Here is a 20,923-nt window from a genome sequence, read left to right as displayed (position 1 = left end):
TCGATCAGCGTATCCTGCACGACGATCTGCGGCACGCCGATGCCCGCGATCTCGTGCGGCACGATCATCGCCACCGCGCCCGAGGCTTCCGCCTTGTCGGCGAACTCCCTGCCGTCGCGCGCGCTGGCGAAGGCCGAGATGAAGCCGCCGCTCGGCGTGCCTGACAGGGCCACGAACAGGCTGCCCGGCTTCACCAGGCGGCTGTCCTGGGTGACGAAGTCGATCGGGGTATCAGGGAATGATCCCGTTACGCCCAGCGCGCGCGCCACTTCGGCAACCGTCCACAATGGCCCGCTCATGCGACCCTCGATGCTAATGCGGCGGCAACCGCCTCGTGATCACTGAAGGGCAGCACCTCGCTGCCGACGATCTGCCCGGTCTCGTGGCCCTTGCCGGCGACGAGCAGCGCATCGCCGTCCTCCAGCTCGTCGATCGCGGCGCGGATCGCGGCCGCGCGGTCGCCGATTTCGCGCGCGCCCTTGGCGGTGGCGAGGATCGCGGCACGAATGGCTTCCGGCTTCTCGCTGCGCGGATTGTCGTCGGTGATGATGACGCGGTCGGCGTTCTCCGCCGCGATCTGCCCCATGATCGGACGCTTGCCGGCATCGCGATCGCCACCGGCGCCGAACACGACGATCAATCTGCGCTTCGCATACGGACGCAGCGCCTGCAACGCCTTCGCCAGCGCATCGGGCTTGTGCGCATAGTCGACGAAAACAGGCGCGCCGTTGCGCTCGCCGACGCGCTCGAGCCGGCCCTTGGCGCCTTCGAGATGTTCGAGGCTCGCGAACACATCGGCCGCGTCGCTTCCGGTGCCGATGGCTAGGCCAGCCGACACCAGCGCGTTCTCGATCTGGAATTCGCCGACCAGCGGCAGCCGCACCGCATAAGGCTTGCCGCGATGTTCGAGCGTAAGCTTCTGCGCAAAGCCCTCGACCACGGCATCGACGAGACGAATCCCCTCGCCTGCCCCGTCGCCGCTGCGACCGACCGCCATCAGGTGCAGACCGCGCGCCTTCGCAGCATCGATCGCTTCCGCCGAGCAATCGTGATCGGCCGAAATCACGGCGGCGCCACCAGGCGGCACGAGCTCGCGGAACAGCCTGAGTTTGGCTGCGAGATAATGCGCGACGGTCGGATGGTAATCCATGTGGTCGCGCGAGAGATTGGTGAAGCCGCCGGCGGAAACCCGCACGCCATCGAGGCGGTATTGATCGAGACCGTGCGAAGATGCCTCGAACGCCAGATGCGTCACGCCCTCGCGCGCGATCTCGTCGATCTGCCGGTGCAGCGCGATCGGATCCGGCGTCGTCAGCGAGCCATAGACGGTGCGTTTCGGCGCGACGAGGCCGATGGTGCCGATGCTGGCCGAGGCATGTCCGAGCCGTTCCCAGATCTGGCGCGTGAACGCGGCAACCGAGGTCTTGCCGCTGGTTCCCGTGACCGCCGCGATCGTTGCGGGCTGCGCCGGGAAAAATCTTGCCGCGGCCAGCGCCAGCGCACGACGCGGATTGGCAACGGCAATGAACGGCACCTTGCAGCCGTCAGGCGTGTGATCGCCGACCACGGCCGCCGCGCCGGCCGCAATGGCCGCATCGATGAAGCGGGCGCCGTCGGTCTTGCTGCCCGCAAGCGCGAAGAAGAGTTCGCCCGGCCTGACCACGCGGCTGTCGAGCGCAACGCCGGTCACCTCGAGCGCCGCCACACTGGGCTCGATTGCGGCATCGTTGCCCAAAACATCCTGACCTAAGAGTTCGCGCAGCTTCATGGTCTTCCAATCGACATGCCGCGCCAGAGAGCCGAATCGTCAGGAAAAGCCGAATCAGCACCGGCGATGGCCACCCGGATTGATTACTGGGTTGTCCTGGATGCTGCAAGAATAAGGCGGTCCGCAGGCGGCAGGTCAAACCGCGGCTCGACGCCCAGGAGCGGCGCGATCCGCTCGATCACCTTGCCGCCGGTGGGCACCGCGTTCCAGCCCGAGGTGATCTGACCATGCGTTTCGGGCAGCGCCTGCGGCTCGTCCAGCATGATCAGGATCTGATATTTCGGATCGTCGCAGGGCATGATCGCGGTGAAGGAGTTCAGCACCCGCTTCTTGGCATAGCGACCATTGATGACCTTCTCGGACGTACCGGTCTTGCCGCCGACATAATAGCCCTTGACGTCGGCGCTCTTGGCAGTGCCGATTTCGGCATTGAGCCGCATCAGGAACCGCATCTTGTCGCTGGTCTCCGGCCTGATGACGCGCTTGGCCAACGCCGCCGCGTCTTCTTCGGTGCGCTTCATGAAGGTCGGCGGAATCAGGTAACCGCCGTTCACCAGCGCATTGATGCCCATCACCGCCTGCAGCGGCGCCACCGAGATGCCCTGGCCGAACGCGATGGTCACCGTGTTCAATTCACCCCAGCGCCGCGGCACCAGCGGCGCCGCGCTCTCCGGCAGCTCGGTGCGCAGCCGCGTCAACTGGCCCATTTTGGCGAGGAACGCCTTGTGCGCCTCCACCCCCTGGCCGAGTGCGATCCGGGCGGCACCGATGTTGGACGAGTAGGTGAATACTTCCTTGGTGTTGATGAAACGCCCGAGCGAGTGGCTGTCGTGGATCGTGAACTTGCCGTAGTGCAGGTTGCCCCGCGCATCCCACGACGAGTTCAGATTGATCTTTCCGGAATCGAGTGCCATCGCCAGCGTGAACGCCTTGAAGGTCGAGCCCATCTCGTAGACGCCTGTCGTCAGGCGGTTGATGCGATCAGGATCGTGCGCTTCCTTCGGGTTGTTGGGATCGAAGTCCGGCAGCGAGACCATCGCAACGATTTCGCCGGTCTTGACGTTGGAGATGATGCCCGAGGCCGCCTTGGCGTGAAACTTCTCCTTCGCCTTGAGCAGCTCATCGCGCAGCGCATGCTCGACGCGCAGATCGACCGACAGCTCGATCGGCTGCTGCAGGCGGTCGATGGCGAAGCCGGCGCGGTGGAGATCGGCGAGGCCCTGATTGTCGAGCCATTTCTCCATGCCGGCGATGCCCTGGTTGTCGATGTTGACGAGACCGATGAGGTGGGCGACCTCGTTGCCGGTCGGATAGACGCGCTTGTTCTCGCGCAGGAAGCCGATGCCGGGGATGCCGAGCTTGTGGATGTCCTGCTGCTGCTTGGCGGTGACCTCGCGCTTGAGCCAGACGAAGCCCTTGCGCGTCCTCAGGCGCTCGCGCACCTCGGCCTCGTCGAGGTCGGGCACGGTCGCGGTCAGAAGCTCGATCGCCTCGTCCTTGTCGATGATGCGGCGCGGCTCGCCGAACAGGCTCGCAGCCTTGACGTCGGTCGCGAGGACCGCGCCGTTGCGGTCGACGATGTCGGGCCGCGCCGTCGCAACCACCTCCTGCGATGCCGCACGCCGCGCGCCGTGGGCATCGGCGCCGATCGCGAACATCGCGAGCCGGCCGCCGATCAGGGCGTAGATCGCGGCGAAGGCGAGCATTGCGAGGCCAACGCGCGCCCGCGCCTTCGCGGCGCGATCGACATTGCGCCCGTACAGCAGGCTGCGGATCAGACGCTGGCGCCAGGGTTCTGCAGGGCGCTCGTTGGTTTTGGCCGAAACAGCGCTCATTGCTTGTCCTCGGGCTGAGGCACGGAGCCCGATACCGATTGATTACTGGGGTGTCCTGGCTGCTGCGAGAATAAGGCGGTCCGCAGGCGGCAGATCGTAGCGGGGTTCGATGCCGAGGAGCGGTCCGATACGGGTGATGACGTTGCCCGCGGTCGGGACGGCGTTCCAGCCCGAGGTGATGAAGCCGTAGGTTTCCTTCAGCGGCTGCGGCTCGTCGAGCATGATCAGGAGCTGGTACTTCGGCTTGTCGGCCGGCAGGATCGCAGTGAACGCCGTCAGCACCCGCTTCTTGGCGTAGCGGCCGTTCACCACCTTTTCGGCGGTGCCGGTCTTGCCGCCGATATAATAGCCCTTCACGTCCGCCTTGCGTGCCGTCCCGATCTCGGCGTTCAACCGCATCAGGAACCGCATCTTGTCCGACGTCTCGGGCTTGATTACGCGCTTGGCGATCGCCCGCGCCTCCTCCTCGGAGCGCTTGAGGAAGGTCGGGGGAATCAGGAGGCCGCCATTGGCGAGCGCGCTGACGCCCATCACCGCCTGCAGCGGCGCGACCGCCATGCCGTGGCCGAACGCGATGGTGATGGTGTTGAGTTCGCTCCAGCGTCGCGGCAGGATCGGCGAGGCGCTTTCCGGCAGCTCGGTGCGCAACCGCTCGAGCTGGCCCATCTTGCGCAGAAACGCCTTGTGCGCTTCCACGCCCTGCGACAACGCAATCCGCGCTGCGCCGACGTTGGAGGAGAAGGTGAACACCTCCTTCATGGTGAGGAAGCGGCCCTTCGGCTCGTCGTCATGGATGGCGAACTTGCCGTAGTGCAGCGGTCCGCGCGCATCCCACAGCGAATCGAGACCGTACTTGCCGGTGTCGAGCGCCATCGCCAGCGTGAACGCCTTGAAGGTCGAGCCCATCTCGTAGACGCCTGTCGTCAGGCGGTTGATGCGATCAGGGTCGTGAGCTTCCTTCGGGTTGTTGGGATCGAAATCCGGAACCGAGACCATGGCCACGATCTCGCCGGTGTTGACGTTGGTGACGAGACCCGAGGCCGCCTTGGCGTGGAATTTTTCCTTGGCCTTCAGCAGCTCGTCGCGCAGCGCATGCTCGACGCGCAGATCGACCGACAGCTCGATCGGCTGCTGCAGGCGGTCGATGGCGAAGCCGGCGCGGTGGAGATCGGCGAGGCCCTGATTGTCGAGCCACTTCTCCATGCCGGCGATGCCCTGGTTGTCGATGTTGACGAGACCGATGAGGTGGGCGACCTCGTTGCCGGTCGGGTAGACGCGCTTGTTCTCGCGCAGGAAGCCGATGCCGGGAATCCCGAGCTTATGGATGTCCTGCTGCTGCTTCGCCGTGATCTCGCGCTTGAGCCAGACGAAGCCCTTGCGCGTCCTTAGGCGCTCGCGCACCTCGGCTTCGTCGAGATCGGGCACGGTCGCGGTCAGAAGCTCGATCGCCTCGTCCTTGTCGATGATGCGGCGCGGCTCGCCGAACAGGCTGGACGCCTTGACGTCGGTCGCAAGGATCGCGCCGTTGCGGTCGACAATGTCGGGCCGCGCCGTCGCGACCACCTCCTGCGCCGCGGCGCGCCGCGCGCTGTGGGCATCGGCGCCGATCGCGAACATCACGAGCCGGCCGCCGATCAGGGCGTAGATCGCGGCGAAGGCGAGCATTGCGAGCCCAACGCGCGCGCGCGCCTTCGCGGCGCGATCGACATTGCGTCCGTACAGCAGGCTGCGGATCAGCCGCTGCCGCCAAGGTTCGATCGGCCTCTCGGTCGCTTTCGCGGGCGCCGCCGGACTCATGGCTTGCCCTCGGGCTGAGGCACGGAGCCCGTCACGGTGTCCGGATCACTCGCGGCTTCAATGGTGTTGAGCATGGCCCCGATCGGGTCGGGCTCGCCGGGCCTGAACATCCGCGGCGGACGGTCCGGCAGGTTCTTCAGTGAATCATATTGCGTGCCGTTGACGGGCTTGAGCGGCAGATGCCGCTCGACCAGCCCCTGCAGGCGCAGGGGTGCGTCGAGCTTGGCCCATTCGGAGCGCAGTTGAGCGATCGCATCACGCTGCTCGCGGATCTCGGCGTGCAGCCGCAGCACCTTCTCGGTGCGGGCGGTGGAGTCCATCTTGATCCGGTAGACATAGGCCGCCGCGAAGATCAGCGCGCCGATGACGAGGAGGTGGACGAAGCGCATGTGCTAGCCTCCCCTCATCACGTCGGAGAGTTTTGGCCAGGACGATGGCGCATCGTCGGCATGGGCGGGCGCCGGGGTCCGCTCGGCGGCGCGCAGCTTGGCGGACCGGGCGCGCGGGTTGTGCGCGACCTCAGTCTCGCCGGCGATCACGGGACGGCGCGTCAGGAGCTGGAAGCTGGGCGCGGTCTGCGCGACTTCCGGCATGTGCCGCGAGCCGCCACCGGTCTTTGAACGCTCGGCGAGGAAATTCTTCACGATGCGGTCTTCCAGCGAGTGGAACGAGACCACGACGAGACGGCCGCCGGGCTTGAGCACGCGCTCGGCGGACGCGAGCGCGGTCTGAAGTTCCTCGAGCTCTTCATTGACGAAGATGCGCAGGGCCTGGAACGTCCGCGTCGCCGGATGAATCTCGCCGGGCTTGGAACGCACCACGCGGCCGACCAGATCGGCGAGTGCGCGCGTGGTGGTGAACGGCGTCTGCTGCCGGTCGGCCACGATGGCGCGGGCAATTCGGCGCGAATGCCGTTCCTCGCCGAAGAGATAGATGATGTCGGCAAGATCGCTTTCGGAGGCGCGCGCGACGACGTCGGCGGCCGTCGGCCCGGTCTGTCCCATCCGCATGTCGAGCGGGCCGTCGAGGCGGAACGAGAAGCCGCGAGCGGCCTGGTCGAGCTGCATCGAGGACACGCCGACATCCATCACGACGCCGTCGACCGCATCGACGCCTTGGGTGGCGCAGACCTCGGCAAGATTGGAGAAGCGGTCCTCGACCAGCGTCAGGCGGCCGGCGGCGCGCGAAACCAGCTCGGCACCGCCGGCGATCGCCGTGCGATCGCGATCGATGGCGATGACGCGGGTTCCCGGCACGTCGAGGATGGCACGGCTGTAGCCGCCGGCGCCGAACGTGGCGTCGACATAGAGGCCGCCCTCGCGCGGCGCGAGGTGCGCGATCGCCTCGACGCCAAGCACGGGAATGTGAGGCGCCTCGCTCATGCGTTGCGCCCGGCAGATGGACGGGTGAAATCGGGGGCGAAGCAGCCCATCACGCCTCGAATAATTCCGCGTCGCGGCGGTTCCACGACCAAGCCCCAGTTCAGCATGCGTACCGCGCCCGGTCGTCCCAGGCGGCAAACCCGGTGTTCCCAGCGGAATATGTCGGGCAACCATGGGATTTCGAGCCAAAAACGGTTTTGGCCGCCTCCGGACGCGGGTCGGCTCTTCACCCCTCAGTAACGGCGCTTAGCGTTAAGAAAGCGTTGACCGGTTCGTTACATCTCGAAAAGGTCGGGGAACGGTGATGCGTCATCCACACACTGGCCCAAAATGCTTGCGTTAACCGACCTCCGCGATTGCGCGGACCGGAGGGTAAAGGAATAGTAAAGAGAAGGGCTTGGCCCACCTCCGACCTGAGTCGTTTATGCCGTCCGGTCCGTCCACGCCATCTGGTACTGATTCGAAGCGTCAGCGCGTTCTCCCGGTTCCTAAGGCCGCGGCGAACATGCGGACGTTCGAGCCGGATTCGTCGATCGTCTCCGACATCATTCCCTCCCCTAATCACGGCGAGCGCAACAAGGGCCGGCAGCCTGACATGATCGTGTTGCACTACACCGGCATGCCCGACGTCGAGGGCGCGCTGGCGCGGCTGTGCACGGCCGGTACCGAAGTGTCGGCCCATTATGTCGTGCTGGAAGACGGCCGCATCGTGCAATGCGTGCCCGAAGCGCGGCGTGCCTGGCACGCCGGTGTCTCGTCCTGGGCCGGCGAGGATGACATCAATTCCTGCTCGATCGGGATCGAGATCATCAATCGCGGCCACGATTGGGGTTATCCGGAATATCCGCTGCGCCAGATCGCCGCCGTGATCGCGCTGTGCCGTGGCATCATCCTCCGTCGCAAGATCCTGCCGCAGCGCGTTCTCGGTCATTCCGACGTCGCGCCGGCACGCAAGAAGGATCCCGGCGAGAAATTTCCCTGGCATTCCCTCGCCAATTCCGGCGTCGGTCACTGGGTCACGCCGGCGCCGGTCGTGCGCGGCGAAACGCTGATGCTCGGCACCATCAGCGACGAGGTGCTGAGCCTGCAGCAGGCGCTCGCCCGATATGGCTATGGCGTGCCGCTGTCAGGCAAATACGACGCAGCGACGATGGAAGTCGTCACCGCCTTCCAGCGCCACTTCCGCCCGGCACGCCTGGATGGGGTCGCCGATCACTCGACGCTGTCGACCCTGCAGGCGCTGCTGGCGAGCCTGCCGACGGATGAGACGAACGTCGCCTCGAAGTGACCGATCTAGTCGCCCATTTCCCGCACCCGCCGCGCATACAGCCTTCGCAACGGCTCCAGCTGCGTCGCCGCCGTCGCCTGAGCATAGGCCTCGCGCGCCTCCCCTTTCCGATCGAGCCGCCGCAGCAAATCCGCGCGCACCGCTGGTAGCAGCTCGTAGCCATCCAGCCCGCCCCGCGCGGTGATCGCGTCGACGAGATCAAGCGCGCGCGCCGGGCCGTCGACCATCGAGATCGCGGCCGCGTGGTTGAGCTCGATCACCGGAGACGGGCTGATGCGCAGCAGCACTTCGTAGAGGCCGGCGATCTGCGGCCAATCGGTCTCGTTGAAACTCGGCGCACGGGCATGCAGCGCGGCAATCGCGGCCTGCACAGCGTAAGCCTGCGGCCGGCCCGGCCCGCGCAACGCATCGTCGAGGAGACGCAGCCCCTCCTCGATCTGCGTGCGATCCCAGAGCGTGCGGTCCTGCTCTTCCAGCAGCACGATATCGCCGGCCGCCGTCTCGCGGCCGGCGCGGCGCGCATCGTGCAGCAGCATCAGGGCCAGCAAGCCCTTGATCGCGGCGCGATCGGGCATCAGCCCGTCGAGCAGACGGCAGAGCCTGATGGCCTCAGTCGCGAGATCGGGGCGCATCAGATCCGCGCCCGAAGTTGCGACATAGCCTTCGGTGAAGACGAGATAGATCACGGCGAGCACGCCGTCGAGCCGTGGCGCCAGCGCCTCGCGCTCGGGCACTTCATAGGGAATTCCGGCGAGCCTGATCTTCTGCTTGGCGCGGACCAGACGCTGCGCCATCGCATCCTCACCGACGAGGAACGCGCGCGCGACCTGCGCTGTCGACAGGCCGCAGACCGTGCGCAGCGTCAATGCAACCTGGACCTCGGCTGCGAAGGCCGGATGGCAGCAGATGAAGATCAGCCGCAGCATGTCGTCGTCGAGCATCGCCGGCGGTTCGGCCGGTGTGTCTGCAGTGAGCTCCAGTTCGTGCGCGAGCGCCTGCTGCCTATCGCGGAAAGCGGCCTGGCGCCTGATACGGTCGATCGCCTTGTTGCGGCCGACATTGACCAGCCAGGCGCGCGGATTGTCCGGCAGCACGTCCGCCGACCAGCGCTCGAGCGCAACCGCGAAAGCATCCTGGAGCGCGTCCTCGGCGAGATCGAAATCACCGACGAGGCGGATCAGGGTGGCCAGCGCCCGCCCCGCCTCGTCGCGGAAGATCTTGTCGATGTCGGTGGCCGCGATCACTTGTAGATCATGACCGGCCGGACCTCGATCGAGCCGTCCCTCGCTCCCGGGATCCGCGCCGCCAGCGCAATCGCAGTGTCGAGATCCTTGGCCTCGACCAGATAGTAGCCGCCGAGTTGCTCACGCGTCTCCGCAAACGGACCGTCGGTCGTCAAGGTCTTGCCGTCGCGCACGCGCACCGTCGTTGCCGTCGTGCTCGGCTGCAGCCCGTCACCGGCCTTGAAATGGCCGCTCTGGACGATGGACTGCGTGTAGGTGCCGTATTCCGCCGACATCGCCTGACGGTCTGCGGGGGTCATCTTGCTCATTTCCGCTTCGCTTCGGTAGATCAGCAGCAGATACTGCATGGCTCAACTCCTGTTGTTCGGCTGGATCGCCGACATCCAGTCGAACGGGGCACACGTTGAACGACATGTTCAGGATAAATTATTTGCCGCGCCGCGTGCGCGGCGATCTTGGCTTGACGAAACCGTCACAAATGCCCATTGCCTTGTCGGTCAGTCGGCCGGACGGCCGCTCCGGCAGGCGCCGAAAGGCCGCCGGGGAGGAAAGTCCGGGCTCCCTTGACATACGGTGCCGGATAACGTCCGGCGGGGGCGACCCCAGGGAAAGTGCCACAGAGAACGAACCGCTCCCTCCTCGGAGGAAGTAAGGGTGAAAAGGTGCGGTAAGAGCGCACCGCGGCGCCGGCAACGGGGCCGGCATGGTAAACCCCACCGGGAGCAAAACCGAATAGGGACGGCTTAGCGGGCTGTTCGCGAAAGCGATAACGCCGCGGGGCGATGTCAGGCCCGCCGTCCGGGTAGGTTGCTCGAGGCCATGTGCAAACATGGTCCCAGAGGAATGGCCGTCACGTATCGTCTGCGCAAGCAGGCGGTGCCCTACAGAACCCGGCTTACAGGCCGGCTGATATCTTGCAACGAGGGGTCTGGCGCAAACGCGCCGGGCCCCTCACCAATTTTGGCACGAGCGCCAACCATTCAAATGGTGTCATTCCGGGGCTCGCGAAGCGAGAACCCGGGATCCGCCCCGGAATGACGACTATGGGTTACGCAACGATCTCATTCAGCACGCCCATCAACGCCTCCGGTGCGGTGACGTTCGGTGCGTGGCTGGCGTCGAGCTCGAAATAGCGCCAGCCCTCCTCGCTCTTCGCGCGCTTCGCGAATTGCCCGAAGACGTCGCCCGGCGGGATGCGTTTGCAATAGATGTAGCTGCGCGGCACCGCAGGCTCGCCGTGCAGAAGCTTCAGCTTCGTCTCGAAAGATTTGATCGGCATGTTGATGCGGCGCGCGTTGAGCCAGTCGAGATCAACCTGCGGCGTATCCGGCGGCGGCGGATTCGGCGGAATGCGGTAGCCGTCACCCGCGCTTGCGGCCTTGCGCATCGGCTCGCGTCCGCCCTCGTTGAGATCGAACAGCGACTGTCCGTCGCGCGGCACGAAGGCGTCGAGATAGACAAGTTGCCTCACGCGCTCGCGCGCGCGATCGGCAACGCCTGTGGCGACCATGCCGCCATAGCTGTGGCCGAGCAGCACGATGTCGTCGAGATCCTCGAACTTGATGACGCCGAGGATGTCCTGGATATGCGTGTCGAGATCGACCGCTGGAGTGGCGAGATGCGCGCGCTCGCCGAGCCCCGTGTAGGTCGGCGTGATCAGCCGGTGCCCGGCCTGCGCCATCAGCGGATGCATCTTCCGCCACGACCAGCCGCCGGACCACGCGCCATGACAAATCAGGAAGGTTTTTGCACGTGCGGTCATCGGCGTTTCCATCGTTCTTGTTTGATGCGATGGAGTGTAGCCGGCAGCGGCGCGATGTAAACGCCGCGACCTGTTTCAGGCCACCCGCGGCGCCTTCACCAGCACGGGCGCAAGCTGGCCGGCCTCGCGCCGCAGCTTGCTCGCCTCGAAGCCATGCATGCCGATCTGCCATTGCAGGCCGACGATGGCGCCCTTGGTCGGTTGCAGCAGCGCCAGCGAAGAGAACAGCGTCACCGGCAGCCACACCGCGAGTTGCAACCAGACCGGCGGCGCATACGCGGTTTCGATCGCAAGGATCGCCGGCACCACCAAATGGCCGACCACGACCATCACGAGATAGGCCGGGAAGTCATCGGCGCGCTGGTGGAACAGCTCCTCGCCGCAATGATCGCAAGCGTCCGCCACTTTCAGGAAACGGCCGAACGCATGCCCTTCGCCGCAGTTCGGGCACTTGCCGCGAAAACCGCGCGACATCGCCCTTGCCAGGGAAACTGAACCGGTCGCCATGACGACACCTCTTCCGTTCTGATGATCCATACAATAATATCCTGCATCCATACATTCAAAGGATATGGGCGTAAATTGCATGGATTGGACCCCTACAATCTCGGAGCTGTCAGGGCCGCGCTACCAGCGCATCGTCGAGGCCATGGAGGCCGACATCGCCGCCGGCCGCCTGGTGCGCGGCCAGCAATTGCCGACGCAGCGCGCCCTCGCCAAGGCGCTTGGCATCGACCTCACCACGGTGACGCGCGCCTACACCGAGGCGCGGCGCCGCGGCATCATGGAGGCCCGAGTCGGCCAGGGCTCGTTCGTGTCGGAGACCAGCGCCCGACGCGCCGTCGACCTGCCGCATCCTGTTACGATCGACCTCTCGATGAACGTGCCGCCGCATCCGCTGGAGGCGCAGCTCGACGAACGCATCATCGCCGGCTTTGAGGCCATTCGCGCGCAGTCAGGACTGACCGCGTATCTCAACTACCAGCCGCCGGGCGGCAGCGCGCATGAGCGCGAGGTCGCCGCGCGCTGGATGCGCGGCCGCGTTCCCCATGCGCACGCCGACCATCTCGTGATCTTTCCCGGCGCGCAGACCATCCTGTTCAATCTGCTCGCCCATCTGGCGCGGCCGGGCGACGTCGTGCTCACGGAAGCCGTCACCTTCCCCGGCATCAAGGCAGCTGCGGCTCAGCTTGGCGTCAAGCTCGTCGGCGTCGCCATGGACGACGGCGGCATCTTGCCCGATGCGCTGGCGAAAGCCTGCCGCACGCACAAGCCGAAGGCCGTCTATCTCATTCCGACGCTGCACAATCCGACCACGGCGACGCTGTCCCCCGAGCGACGCAGCGCAATCGCCCGGATCGTCCGCGATGCCGATACCGTCCTGATCGAAGACGATGCCTACGGGCTGCTCGACCGAGCGGCCTCGCCAATTGCCAACCTCATCCCGGAGCGGACCTATCTCGCGACCACACTGTCGAAATGCATCGCGCCGGCGCTGCGGGTCGCCTATCTCTTGACGCCCCACCCCGGCGCGCAGCTTCAGATGCGCAGCCATCTGCAAGCCACCGTGCAAATGCCGGCACCGCTGATGGTCGCGCTGGTGACGCACTGGCTCGAAAGCGGCATCGCCGACCGCATCATCACCGCGATCCGCAACGAGGCCGTCGGCCGCCAGCAGCTGGCGCAGCGTGCATTGAAGGGATTTCGGTTCCAAGCGAAACCCGCCGCGCATCATCTGTGGCTGCACTTGCCGGAGGGGCGACCTGACATCGCGGCGCATCTGCTGCGCAACGGGCTCGCGATCGTCGCGGGCGACGCCTTCGCGGTCGATGGAACACCGCCGCATGCGGCGCGGGTCTCGCTCGGCGCGGCTCGCAACAGATCCGAACTGGCCGAGGCGCTGCGCATCCTCGCCGGCGCGCTGCGCAAGCCCGCCGAAATCAGGCAGATCGTCTAGCGAATGCTCATCGACGTTGGCGGCGATGGCGGGTGCGGACAACAGGTACAGCGGGCGACGGATAGGCCGCGTAAGCATCGCTCGAAATCGCCGGCTCGCCGCGGGCCGCGCGCCCGGCCGGCGTGAGTTGACCGCCGTTCAGAACGTCGCGGTCGGGATGGGCGGCCTGATAGGCCGCGGGCTCGGAAAACTGCGCCTGCGCCATTGTCGGCATCAGGGACGCCGCCGACACCAGCGCGGCCGCAACGACAATACGCGTGCGGGTCATGGTCATCTCCATCATCTCGCGGGGTCTGGCCGATCGAAATGCTGCGTGGCGCGCGGCCACCCGCCGAATTTCTCTACCTCCGTGATCTAGGCGCGCCTTCCCGGAATGCCCGTCATTCGGAATCACGCTTGCGTGCGGTTCTGAAATTGACCTTCGATGCCGCATCTGTGCTATGCGCCGTGAGGCGATCACGGGTTCGGCATCGCCGGCAACGACAGGAAGTCATCGGTGGAAATGCTCACTTACGCGCTGCTCCTGTTCGGCGCGCTGGCCGGCGGATTTGTCTCGGGGCTGGCCGGCTTCGGCACGGCACTGATGGCGCTCGGCATCTGGCTCTACGTGCTGCCACCTTCGCTCGCGGTGCCTCTGGTTCTGATCTGCTCGGTGATTGCGCAGACCTCGACGCTGCCGTCGATGTGGAAGAGCTTCGACCTGTCGCTGGTGTGGCCGTTCCTGATCGGCGGGCTGATCGGCGTGCCGATCGGGACCACGCTGGTCGCCTCCGCCGATCCAAAAGTGTTCAAGCTCAGCGTCGGTGTGCTGATCCTGATCTTCTCGAGCGCGCTGTATCTCAACAAGAAGCCGCTCGCCATCACCTTCGGCGGCCGCCTTGCCGACGGCGCCATCGGCTTTGCCGGCGGCATTCTGGGCGGGCTCGCCGGATTGTCCGGACCGCTGCCGATCCTGTGGGCCAACATCCGCGGCTGGAACAAGCACGAGCGGCGCGGCATCTTCCAGCTGTTCAATTTCACGGTGCTTGCGACGGCGCTGTTGCTACAGACCGCCTCGGGCCTCGTCGCGTTCAAGGTGGTCTGGCTCGCGATGGTCGCATTCCCGGGCACGCTGATCGGCGCTTGGGCCGGCGCGCGCGTCTACCACGCCCTCAGCGACAAGCACTTCGGCGATGTCGTGCTCGGGCTGTTGTTCCTGTCGGGCGCCACCCTGGTCTGGAACAGCATCGGCACGCTGTAGCCCTTCGCTTGTCGCCAGCGGGCGGCCCTGGAGCCGCCCGGGCGAACAAGCCGCGCTACGCAGGCTCGCGTGCGAGAGGCACGATGGGCTCGGTGCTGGCGGGCTCGGCGGCTTTCGGCATCGCCAGGCGTTTCCTGAACTCGCGACGCAGCAACCACAGGCTCTGGACCGCCTGCAGCGTGGTCGCCGCATTCGACAGATACCAGACATACTCGATCCGGAAACCCGGCCGCGTCGACAGAAAGATCGCCGGCAAGGAATAGGTGAGCACGCGCGTCGCCGAGCTCCACAACACCGGCTTGGTGTTGCCGAGGCCCTGGAACATGCTGGAGCAGACGAAGATCAGTCCCTGCGCCACCAGGTTCAGCGAGATCATCTTCAGAAACAGCAGGGCAACCCTCATCGTCTCCGCATCGTTCGAGAAGCTGGCGAGGAACAGTCCGGGCGCGAGCTGCACGAGGATCGTGAGCGCGACCATGACGGCCGTTGCGATCAGTGCCGCCTTGACGAAAGTCTCCCGCACCCGCTCGTGGTTGCCCGCGCCGAAATTCTGGCCGGCAATCGGTCCCGCCGCGAGGGCGACGGCAAGCGCCGGCATCTGGATCAAGCCCAGGACCCGCGTGCCGATGCCAAATCCCGCCTGAGCCGCCGGACCAAGGTCGCGCAGCACATAGTAGACCGCCGCCATGAAGATGAAGATCATCACGAACTCGCCGCCGGCGGGCAGGCCGACATTGAGGATCCTTCTCCATTGCCGCAATTGCGGCCGCCATTGCGCCGGATGGAAAGCGACGTAGCGCTCCAGCCTGAGAAAATAGCCGAGCAGCATCAGCACGCCGATGAACACGGCGATCGAGCTTGCAAGGCCCGCTCCGGCGACGCCGTAGGCGTGTCCGGTGCCCCAGCCCGAGATCAGGACCGGCGCCAGTGCGATGTTGATGAGCACGGCGAGCACCTGCACCAGCATGCTCGGCCGCACGATGCCGGTGGCCCGCAGCGCAGCGCCCATCACCTGCGTGATGAATTGCAGCGCCAGCGCCGGCATGAACCAGTAAAAATAGGTGGCGCCGGCATCGATCGTGGCGGCATCGACCGAGATCGCGCCCATATAGGGGCGCGCCAGCGCAAGGCCGCCGAGCAGCGTCAGCAGACCAGCCAGCACCGACAGGACGACCGACTGATTGAAGACGATGTTGGCATCGTCGCGATCCTTGCGGCCCACGGCGTGCGCGATCAGCGCCACCGTGCCGACGCCGAGCATCTGCATCAATGCATTGACGAGGAAGCCGGCGTTGCCGGCCGCAGCGACGCCGGCGACCGCGGCCTCGCCGAGCCCGGAGACGAAGTACAGATCGACCAGCTGACAGATCATGATCGTGATCATGCCTGCTACGATCGGTGGCGCCATGCTCACGATGTGGCTCACGATGGAGCCACGCGTCAGGTCTTTCATCTCATGTCCGCCTTGACGGTTTGCTTGGCGATTTGCTTGGCGATGCGACGGCAGGGCTTTCGCCCCGCCGTCGCGCGACTCACTCCGCTGCTGCGATATGCCCGAGCTCCACGACCTGGCGCTCGAACAGGCTGCGATAGATGCCCCCTGGCTTGCCCGCGAGCACGGCATGCGTACCCTGCTCGACGATCTCGCCGCGGTCGAATACCAGGATACGGTCGAGGCTGCGCACCGTCGACAGCCGGTGCGCGATCACGATCGAGGTGCGGCCCTTCATCAGCCGCTCCATCGCCTGCTGGATCAGCGCCTCCGATTCCGAATCCAGGCTCGAGGTCGCCTCGTCCAGGATCAGCACCGGCGCATCCGCCAGGAAGGCGCGCGCCAGCGCCACGCGCTGCCGTTCGCCGCCCGACAGTTTGACGCCGCGCTCGCCGACCAGGGTGCCGTAGCCCTTCGGCAGGCGCAGGATGAAGTCGTGCGCATTCGCCAGCCGCGCCGCTTGCTCGATCGCTTCCAGGCTGGCGCCGGGCCGGCCATAGGCGATGTTCTCCGCAAGCGTGCGGTGAAACAGGATCGGTTCCTGCTGCACGATCGCGATCTGGCTGCGCAGCGATTGCTGCGTGGCCAATGCGATATCCTGCCCGTCGATCAGCACACGACCGCCGGTGACGTCGTAAAGCCGTTGCACCAGCTTGACGAAGGTCGTCTTGCCGGAGCCGGAGCGGCCGACGAGGCCGACGCGTTCGCCGGCCCGGATCCTGACCGACAGCCCGTCGTAAAGCGGCGCGCGATGACCGCCATAATGGAAGGTGACGTCGTCGAACACGATCTCGCCACCTTCGATCGCGATGGGCCGCGCATCGGCGGCATCCGCGATCCCGATCGGCTCGTCATGGATCCCCACCAGCTCCTCCATGTCGTTGACCGAACGCTGCAGGTTGTTGATGTGCATGCCGACGTCGCGCAGATAGGCGTGGATGACGTAGTAGCTGGTCAGCACGTAGGTGACGTCGCCGGGCGAGGCATGCCCGGACATCCACAGCAGCACGGAGCCACCGATCACGGATCCTCGCAGGCATAGCAGCAGCGAAAGCTGCGCCATGGCCGTGTAGTTGTAGCGGAACCAGGTGCGACGCACGCGCGTGCGCCAGCGCTTGATGACACGGGCCAGCCGCGCATCCTCGCGCGCCTCGGCCCCGAAGGACTTCACCACCGCATTGCATGTCAGCGCATCCGCCAGCGTGCCGCCGACCCTGGTGTCCCAGGCGTTGGAGACGCGCGCGGATGGCGCGATGTAGCGCGTCGAGAACAGCACCGTCATCGTGACATAGGCGGCCGCACCGAGCGCGATCACGGCGCCAAGCGAAGCCCAGTGCACGCCGAGCAGGATCATCGATCCGATCAACACGATCAGCGACGGCAGCAGCGCCAGCAAAATGGTGTCGTTCAACAGGTCCAGCGCCCACATGCCGCGCGTGATCTTGCGCACGGTCGAGCCGGCGAAGGAGTTGGCGTGCCAGTCGGTCGAGAAGCGCTGCACGCGCAGGAACGCGTCCTGCGCCACGTCGGACATGATCTTCAGCGTGAACGGCACGATCGCCTGCAGCCCTGCGAGCCGCAGCACCATCGAGGCCGCGCCCAGCGCCACGATGGCGCCGAATGCGACCAGCGCGGCGTGGCGCGCATCGAGATCGGACGGCCCGCGCGTCAAGGCATCGACCAGATGCCCCGAAAACACCGGCATGAACAGGTCGGCAGCCGTCGCCCCGAGCAGGCCGCCGACGACGACAAGCGTACGCCCCGGCTGCTTGAGCCAGTGCCGGAACACGAAAGGCAGGACCACGCGAATAGCCGCGGGCATTTTTGACAGGGCGGTCATGACATCATCCGGCCGCCTTGACGCGGACCGGCTCCATGTAGACGCATAGCGGCCGCGAGGGCCGAGACGGCGTCACTGAAAGTTGGATTTGGCTTGGGAAGTTGAGCGATCGGGGCCTTTGGCCCGGTCGAAACTGGCGGAGGAGGCCTCTAGCAGGCCGCGTACATACCGAGCCAGAAAATCATCGAGCGCGGGCGTACGATCTGCGAATGCGACGAAATCATGCAAATCTCCCCGGTTCGATTGAATGAGGTGCGCTTTATAGATGTGTCGCTGGCTATTTGCAACGGGGCTCGCGCGAGATCACGCGCGAGTGTTGCATTTTGGTGCGCAGGGTCGTCTGGTCCAGCGGGCCAGTCAAACCAATCGCGTCGCGTCAGTGCGCGTCGCCGCCGGCGCCGAATGGCGAGGCCGGCTTCTTGAGCAGCGTCACCAGCAGGCTGAGGCCGAGATAGAACAGCGTCAGCACGAAGAACGCATCGCCGAAGCTCATCACGGTCGCCTGGCGGTGCACGATCTGGCTGAGCTGCTTCATCGCCATCAGCGTGGAATCGCCGAGCCCCTGGAACTTCTGCTGGAGCATGGTCAGGGTTTCGGTCGCCGTGGCGTTGCCCCAGGTCACGCGCTCCTGCAGGCGGGTAATGTGCAGGTCGGTGCGGTCGTTGAGCACGGTGTTGATGACGGCGAGCCCGACCGCGCCCCCGAGATTGCGCATCAGGTTGAACAGGCCCGAGGCGTTCTTCACCCGTTCCGGCGGCAGCGTGCCGAGCGCGATGTTGTTGGTCGGCACCATCGCGAACATCATGCCGACGCCGCGCAGGATCTGCGGGATCAGCAGCTCGTAGAAATCGTAGTCGCGGGTGATCCAGGTCATCTGGTAGGAGCCCAGCGCGAACACGATCAGGCCGAACGCGACCATGTAGCGCATGTCGACCTTCGCCATCAGACGCCCGACCAGCGGCGCCGCGAGGAACATGGTGACGCCGGAGACGAACATGGTCTCGCCGATCATCAGCGCGCTGTAGCCGCGCACCTCGGCGAGATAGCGCGGGTAGATATAGGTCAGGCCGTAGAGGCCGATGCCGATGCAGAATTGCAGCGTGCAGCCGACGGCGAAATTCCGATCGGAGAAGGTGCGCAGGTTGACGATCGGCTCGGCCGCCGTGAAGACACGCACGAAGAAGGCAATCGCCGAGACGGCGCAGATCCCGGCGCAGAACGCTACCGACGTGTCCTGCAGCCATTCATATTGCGGGCCTTCCTCCAGCACATATTCCAGCGTGCCGAGGAAGCCGGCCATGAAGATCAGTCCCCACCAGTCGAAGCGATCGAGCAGCTCGAAATGCGGTTCGTCAAAATCGACCAGCGCCCACACGCCGAGAGTAATGCCGATACCGGGCACGACGTTGATGAAGAACAGCCAGTTCCACGACATCAGATCGGTGATGTAGCCGCCGACCGTCGGGCCGATGGTCGGCGCCAGCGTCGCAACAAGCCCGATGATGGGGCCGACGATGTTGAATTTCGAACGCGGGAACACGGTGTAGGCGGAGGCGAACACCGTCGGGATCATGCCGGCGCCGAGAAAGCCCTGCAGCGCGCGCCAGAGGATCATCTCCTCGATGGTGGTGGCGAAGCCGCAGAGCAGGCTCGAAACCGTGAAGCCCGCCGCCGAGATCGCAAACAACAGACGCGTGCCGAAGGCGCGCGAGAGGAATCCGGAGAGCGGGATCGCGATCACCTCGGCGATCAGATAGGCGGTCTGGACCCAGGAGACCTCGCTGGAGCTGGCCGACAGGCCGGCCTGGATTTCGCTCAAGGAGGCCGAGACGATCTGGATGTCCAGGATCGACATGAACATCCCGAACACCATGATGATGAAGGCGAACAACCGCTTCGGCGCGATGTGCTCCGAAGCGGGGTTTGCCATCATGGCAGGTGAAGCAGTCGTGGCGTTCGCCATGGTCTGACCTCGCAGCGCTTGAGGGACGCGCCTACTGCGGATGGATCATGGTGGGGTCGTCGAGATCGATTTCGCTGTCGGCGTCGGCCGCACCCTTGTTGGTGTCGACGGTTGCGTAGACCGACATGCCGGCGCGGAGCAGGTTCTGCTTCGCGACGGATTTCGGCACACGGATGCGAACCGGCACGCGCTGCACGATCTTGGTGAAGTTGCCGGTGGCGTTGTCGGGCGGCAGCAGCGTGAACACCGAGCCCGCGCCGGCAGCGATGCTGTCGACCACGCCGGAGAATTTGCGCATGCCGTAAGCATCGACCTTGATCGTCACCGACTGGCCGGGACGGATGCGCTTGAGCTGGGTTTCCTTGAAATTGGCGTCGATATAGACGTCGTCGAGCGGCACGACGTTGCCGAGGCGCTGGCCGACCGCAACGAAGTCGCCGGCGTTGACGAGACGGTTGGAGAAGATGCCGTCGACCGGCGCGCGCACCGACGTGAAGGCAAGATCACGCTCGGCCTTGGCCAGCGTGGTCTTGAGCTCGGCGAGCTGGGCCTGGGCTTCGGCCTGCTGGGCCTTGGCAACGTCGACATTGCTGACCGCCACATCATAGGCGGCCTGCGCAGCCTTGACTGCGGCGGCGCCCTGGTCGCGGCCGGCTTCCGAGGTTTCGAACGTGGCGCGCGAGGCAAAGCCCTTGCTGCTCAGCGCCTGCTGGCGCTCATAGTCGAGATCGGCACGCTTGAGGCCGGCTTCCGCCGAGACCAGCTGCGCCTTGGCCTGCACGACCTGGCTGTCGAGCGCCGCGATCTGGCGACCGATACGATCGATGGTGGCCTGCTGGGTCCCGATCCGGGTTGCAGCGGCGTCGACCGCGATCTTGTAGTCGCCGTCGTCGATGCGCAGGATGGTGTCGCCGGCATGCACCAGCGTGTTGTCTCCTGCGAGGATCGAGGAGATGTGGCCGGCGACACGCGCACCCAGCATGGTGTTGTTGGCGCGCACATAGGCGTCGTCGGTCGAGACATAGAAACGGCCGACCAGCGTATAGTAGCCGGCATAGCTCGCCGCCGCGAGCGCCAGCACGAGGCCGATGCCCATCATGACGAATTTACGCTTGCCGGATTTTGGCGCGGCCGCGCCGGGGGCGGATGCAGGAGGAGCCGGCTGGCCGGTCACGGGCTTCTCCGGCGCCTCGCTGGTGCGGCGCTTGCTCTCTTCGGCCACGTGAGAGCGCAGCTGCTCGGCGAGGACTGCGGATGTCCCGGTCGCAGCATCACCGTTCGCCGACGTGGTCTCCACCGCTTCCTGGCGAAGGACGCGCGCAGCCTGGTCTCTCGATATGGCCATAAAGGCCTCC

General features: G+C 65.9%; 17 protein-coding genes, 1 other RNA gene and 1 pseudogene. 4 read left to right on the top strand and 15 right to left on the bottom strand.

Going from position 1 to position 20,923, the window contains the following annotated elements; genetic code table 11:
- From G8O24_RS37730 to rsmH, 6 genes and pseudogenes are all read right to left on the bottom strand, one after another.
- Window positions 1–299, bottom strand: a pseudogene (locus tag G8O24_RS37730) (UDP-N-acetylmuramoyl-tripeptide--D-alanyl-D-alanine ligase); the annotation flags it as partial.
- The gene (locus G8O24_RS37725) at window positions 296–1,768 is read right to left on the bottom strand and encodes a UDP-N-acetylmuramoyl-L-alanyl-D-glutamate--2,6-diaminopimelate ligase (protein ID WP_188107584.1); all 1,473 of its coding nucleotides are present in this window, start codon (window positions 1,766–1,768) and stop codon (window positions 296–298) included. The pseudogene G8O24_RS37730 and the gene G8O24_RS37725, both read right to left, overlap by 4 nt.
- Before the next feature lie 83 nt (window positions 1,769–1,851).
- Window positions 1,852–3,603, bottom strand: coding sequence for a peptidoglycan D,D-transpeptidase FtsI family protein (locus G8O24_RS37720; protein WP_188107583.1), 1,752 nt, complete (start codon window positions 3,601–3,603; stop codon window positions 1,852–1,854).
- Window positions 3,604–3,645: 42 nt separating this feature from the next.
- Window positions 3,646–5,400: a peptidoglycan D,D-transpeptidase FtsI family protein gene (locus tag G8O24_RS37715; RefSeq protein WP_188107582.1), complete on the bottom strand. Its 1,755-nt coding sequence runs from the start codon at window positions 5,398–5,400 to the stop codon at window positions 3,646–3,648.
- Window positions 5,397–5,789, bottom strand: a complete 393-nt coding sequence (ftsL, locus tag G8O24_RS37710) for a cell division protein FtsL (protein WP_188107581.1) — start codon at window positions 5,787–5,789, stop codon at window positions 5,397–5,399. The genes G8O24_RS37715 and ftsL overlap by 4 nt, the downstream gene beginning before the upstream one ends.
- Window positions 5,790–5,792: 3 nt before the next feature.
- Complete coding sequence (rsmH, locus tag G8O24_RS37705; protein WP_188107580.1) at window positions 5,793–6,782, bottom strand: 16S rRNA (cytosine(1402)-N(4))-methyltransferase RsmH; 990 nt, start codon at window positions 6,780–6,782, stop codon at window positions 5,793–5,795.
- A 505-nt stretch (window positions 6,783–7,287) separates the two neighbouring features.
- On the opposite strand from rsmH, the gene G8O24_RS37700 reads away from it, so the two are divergent.
- On the top strand, window positions 7,288–8,070 hold the full coding sequence (locus G8O24_RS37700) for an N-acetylmuramoyl-L-alanine amidase (RefSeq protein ID WP_188107579.1): 783 nt from the start codon (window positions 7,288–7,290) through the stop codon (window positions 8,068–8,070).
- 5 nt (window positions 8,071–8,075) lie between these two features.
- On the opposite strand, the gene G8O24_RS37695 is transcribed toward G8O24_RS37700, so the two are convergent.
- The gene (locus G8O24_RS37695) at window positions 8,076–9,311 is read right to left on the bottom strand and encodes an RNA polymerase sigma factor (RefSeq protein WP_188107586.1); all 1,236 of its coding nucleotides are present in this window, start codon (window positions 9,309–9,311) and stop codon (window positions 8,076–8,078) included.
- Window positions 9,311–9,661, bottom strand: a complete 351-nt coding sequence (locus G8O24_RS37690; RefSeq protein WP_188107578.1) for a YciI family protein — start codon at window positions 9,659–9,661, stop codon at window positions 9,311–9,313. The genes G8O24_RS37695 and G8O24_RS37690 overlap by 1 nt, the downstream gene beginning before the upstream one ends.
- A 150-nt stretch (window positions 9,662–9,811) precedes the next feature.
- Here G8O24_RS37690 and rnpB point away from each other — a divergent pair.
- Window positions 9,812–10,228: RNase P RNA component class A (rnpB, locus tag G8O24_RS37685), an RNA gene on the top strand.
- A 134-nt stretch (window positions 10,229–10,362) separates the two neighbouring features.
- On the opposite strand, the gene G8O24_RS37680 is transcribed toward rnpB, so the two are convergent.
- Together G8O24_RS37680 and G8O24_RS37675 are read right to left on the bottom strand one after the other, a co-directional pair.
- Window positions 10,363–11,076, bottom strand: a complete 714-nt coding sequence (locus G8O24_RS37680) for an alpha/beta fold hydrolase (protein ID WP_188107577.1) — start codon at window positions 11,074–11,076, stop codon at window positions 10,363–10,365.
- Between the two features lie 75 nt (window positions 11,077–11,151).
- A complete protein-coding gene (locus G8O24_RS37675) occupies window positions 11,152–11,613 on the bottom strand; it encodes a DUF983 domain-containing protein (protein ID WP_188107576.1) in 462 nt (153 codons plus the stop codon).
- A gap of 49 nt (window positions 11,614–11,662) precedes the next feature.
- Here G8O24_RS37675 and G8O24_RS37670 point away from each other — a divergent pair, with 49 nt between their 5' ends.
- Entirely contained in the window at window positions 11,663–13,033 is a 1,371-nt protein-coding gene (locus tag G8O24_RS37670) for an aminotransferase-like domain-containing protein (protein WP_188107575.1), read from the top strand.
- A gap of 7 nt (window positions 13,034–13,040) precedes the next feature.
- Here the strand turns inward: G8O24_RS37670 and G8O24_RS37665 are convergent, their stop codons facing one another.
- Window positions 13,041–13,301, bottom strand: coding sequence for a hypothetical protein (locus G8O24_RS37665; RefSeq protein ID WP_188107574.1), 261 nt, complete (start codon window positions 13,299–13,301; stop codon window positions 13,041–13,043).
- A gap of 228 nt (window positions 13,302–13,529) precedes the next feature.
- On the opposite strand from G8O24_RS37665, the gene G8O24_RS37660 reads away from it, so the two are divergent.
- Window positions 13,530–14,273 (top strand): sulfite exporter TauE/SafE family protein, encoded by a 744-nt coding sequence (locus G8O24_RS37660; protein WP_188107573.1) that lies wholly within the window; start codon window positions 13,530–13,532, stop codon window positions 14,271–14,273.
- Between the two features lie 55 nt (window positions 14,274–14,328).
- Here the strand turns inward: G8O24_RS37660 and G8O24_RS37655 are convergent, their stop codons facing one another.
- The 4 genes from G8O24_RS37655 to G8O24_RS37640 form a co-directional block, all read right to left on the bottom strand.
- A complete protein-coding gene (locus G8O24_RS37655; protein ID WP_188107572.1) occupies window positions 14,329–15,726 on the bottom strand; it encodes an MATE family efflux transporter in 1,398 nt (465 codons plus the stop codon).
- 79 nt (window positions 15,727–15,805) lie between these two features.
- Window positions 15,806–17,605: an ABC transporter ATP-binding protein gene (locus G8O24_RS37650; protein ID WP_188107571.1), complete on the bottom strand. Its 1,800-nt coding sequence runs from the start codon at window positions 17,603–17,605 to the stop codon at window positions 15,806–15,808.
- Window positions 17,606–17,981: 376 nt separating this feature from the next.
- Window positions 17,982–19,568: a DHA2 family efflux MFS transporter permease subunit gene (locus G8O24_RS37645; protein WP_188107570.1), complete on the bottom strand. Its 1,587-nt coding sequence runs from the start codon at window positions 19,566–19,568 to the stop codon at window positions 17,982–17,984.
- A gap of 31 nt (window positions 19,569–19,599) precedes the next feature.
- Window positions 19,600–20,913: an HlyD family secretion protein gene (locus tag G8O24_RS37640; protein WP_188107569.1), complete on the bottom strand. Its 1,314-nt coding sequence runs from the start codon at window positions 20,911–20,913 to the stop codon at window positions 19,600–19,602.
- Window positions 20,914–20,923: the final 10 nt, after the last annotated feature.

The organism is Bradyrhizobium campsiandrae (assembly GCF_014529705.1).
GTDB lineage: Bacteria > Pseudomonadota > Alphaproteobacteria > Rhizobiales > Xanthobacteraceae > Bradyrhizobium > Bradyrhizobium campsiandrae.
This window is presented reverse-complemented; position numbering and strand designations above follow the sequence as displayed.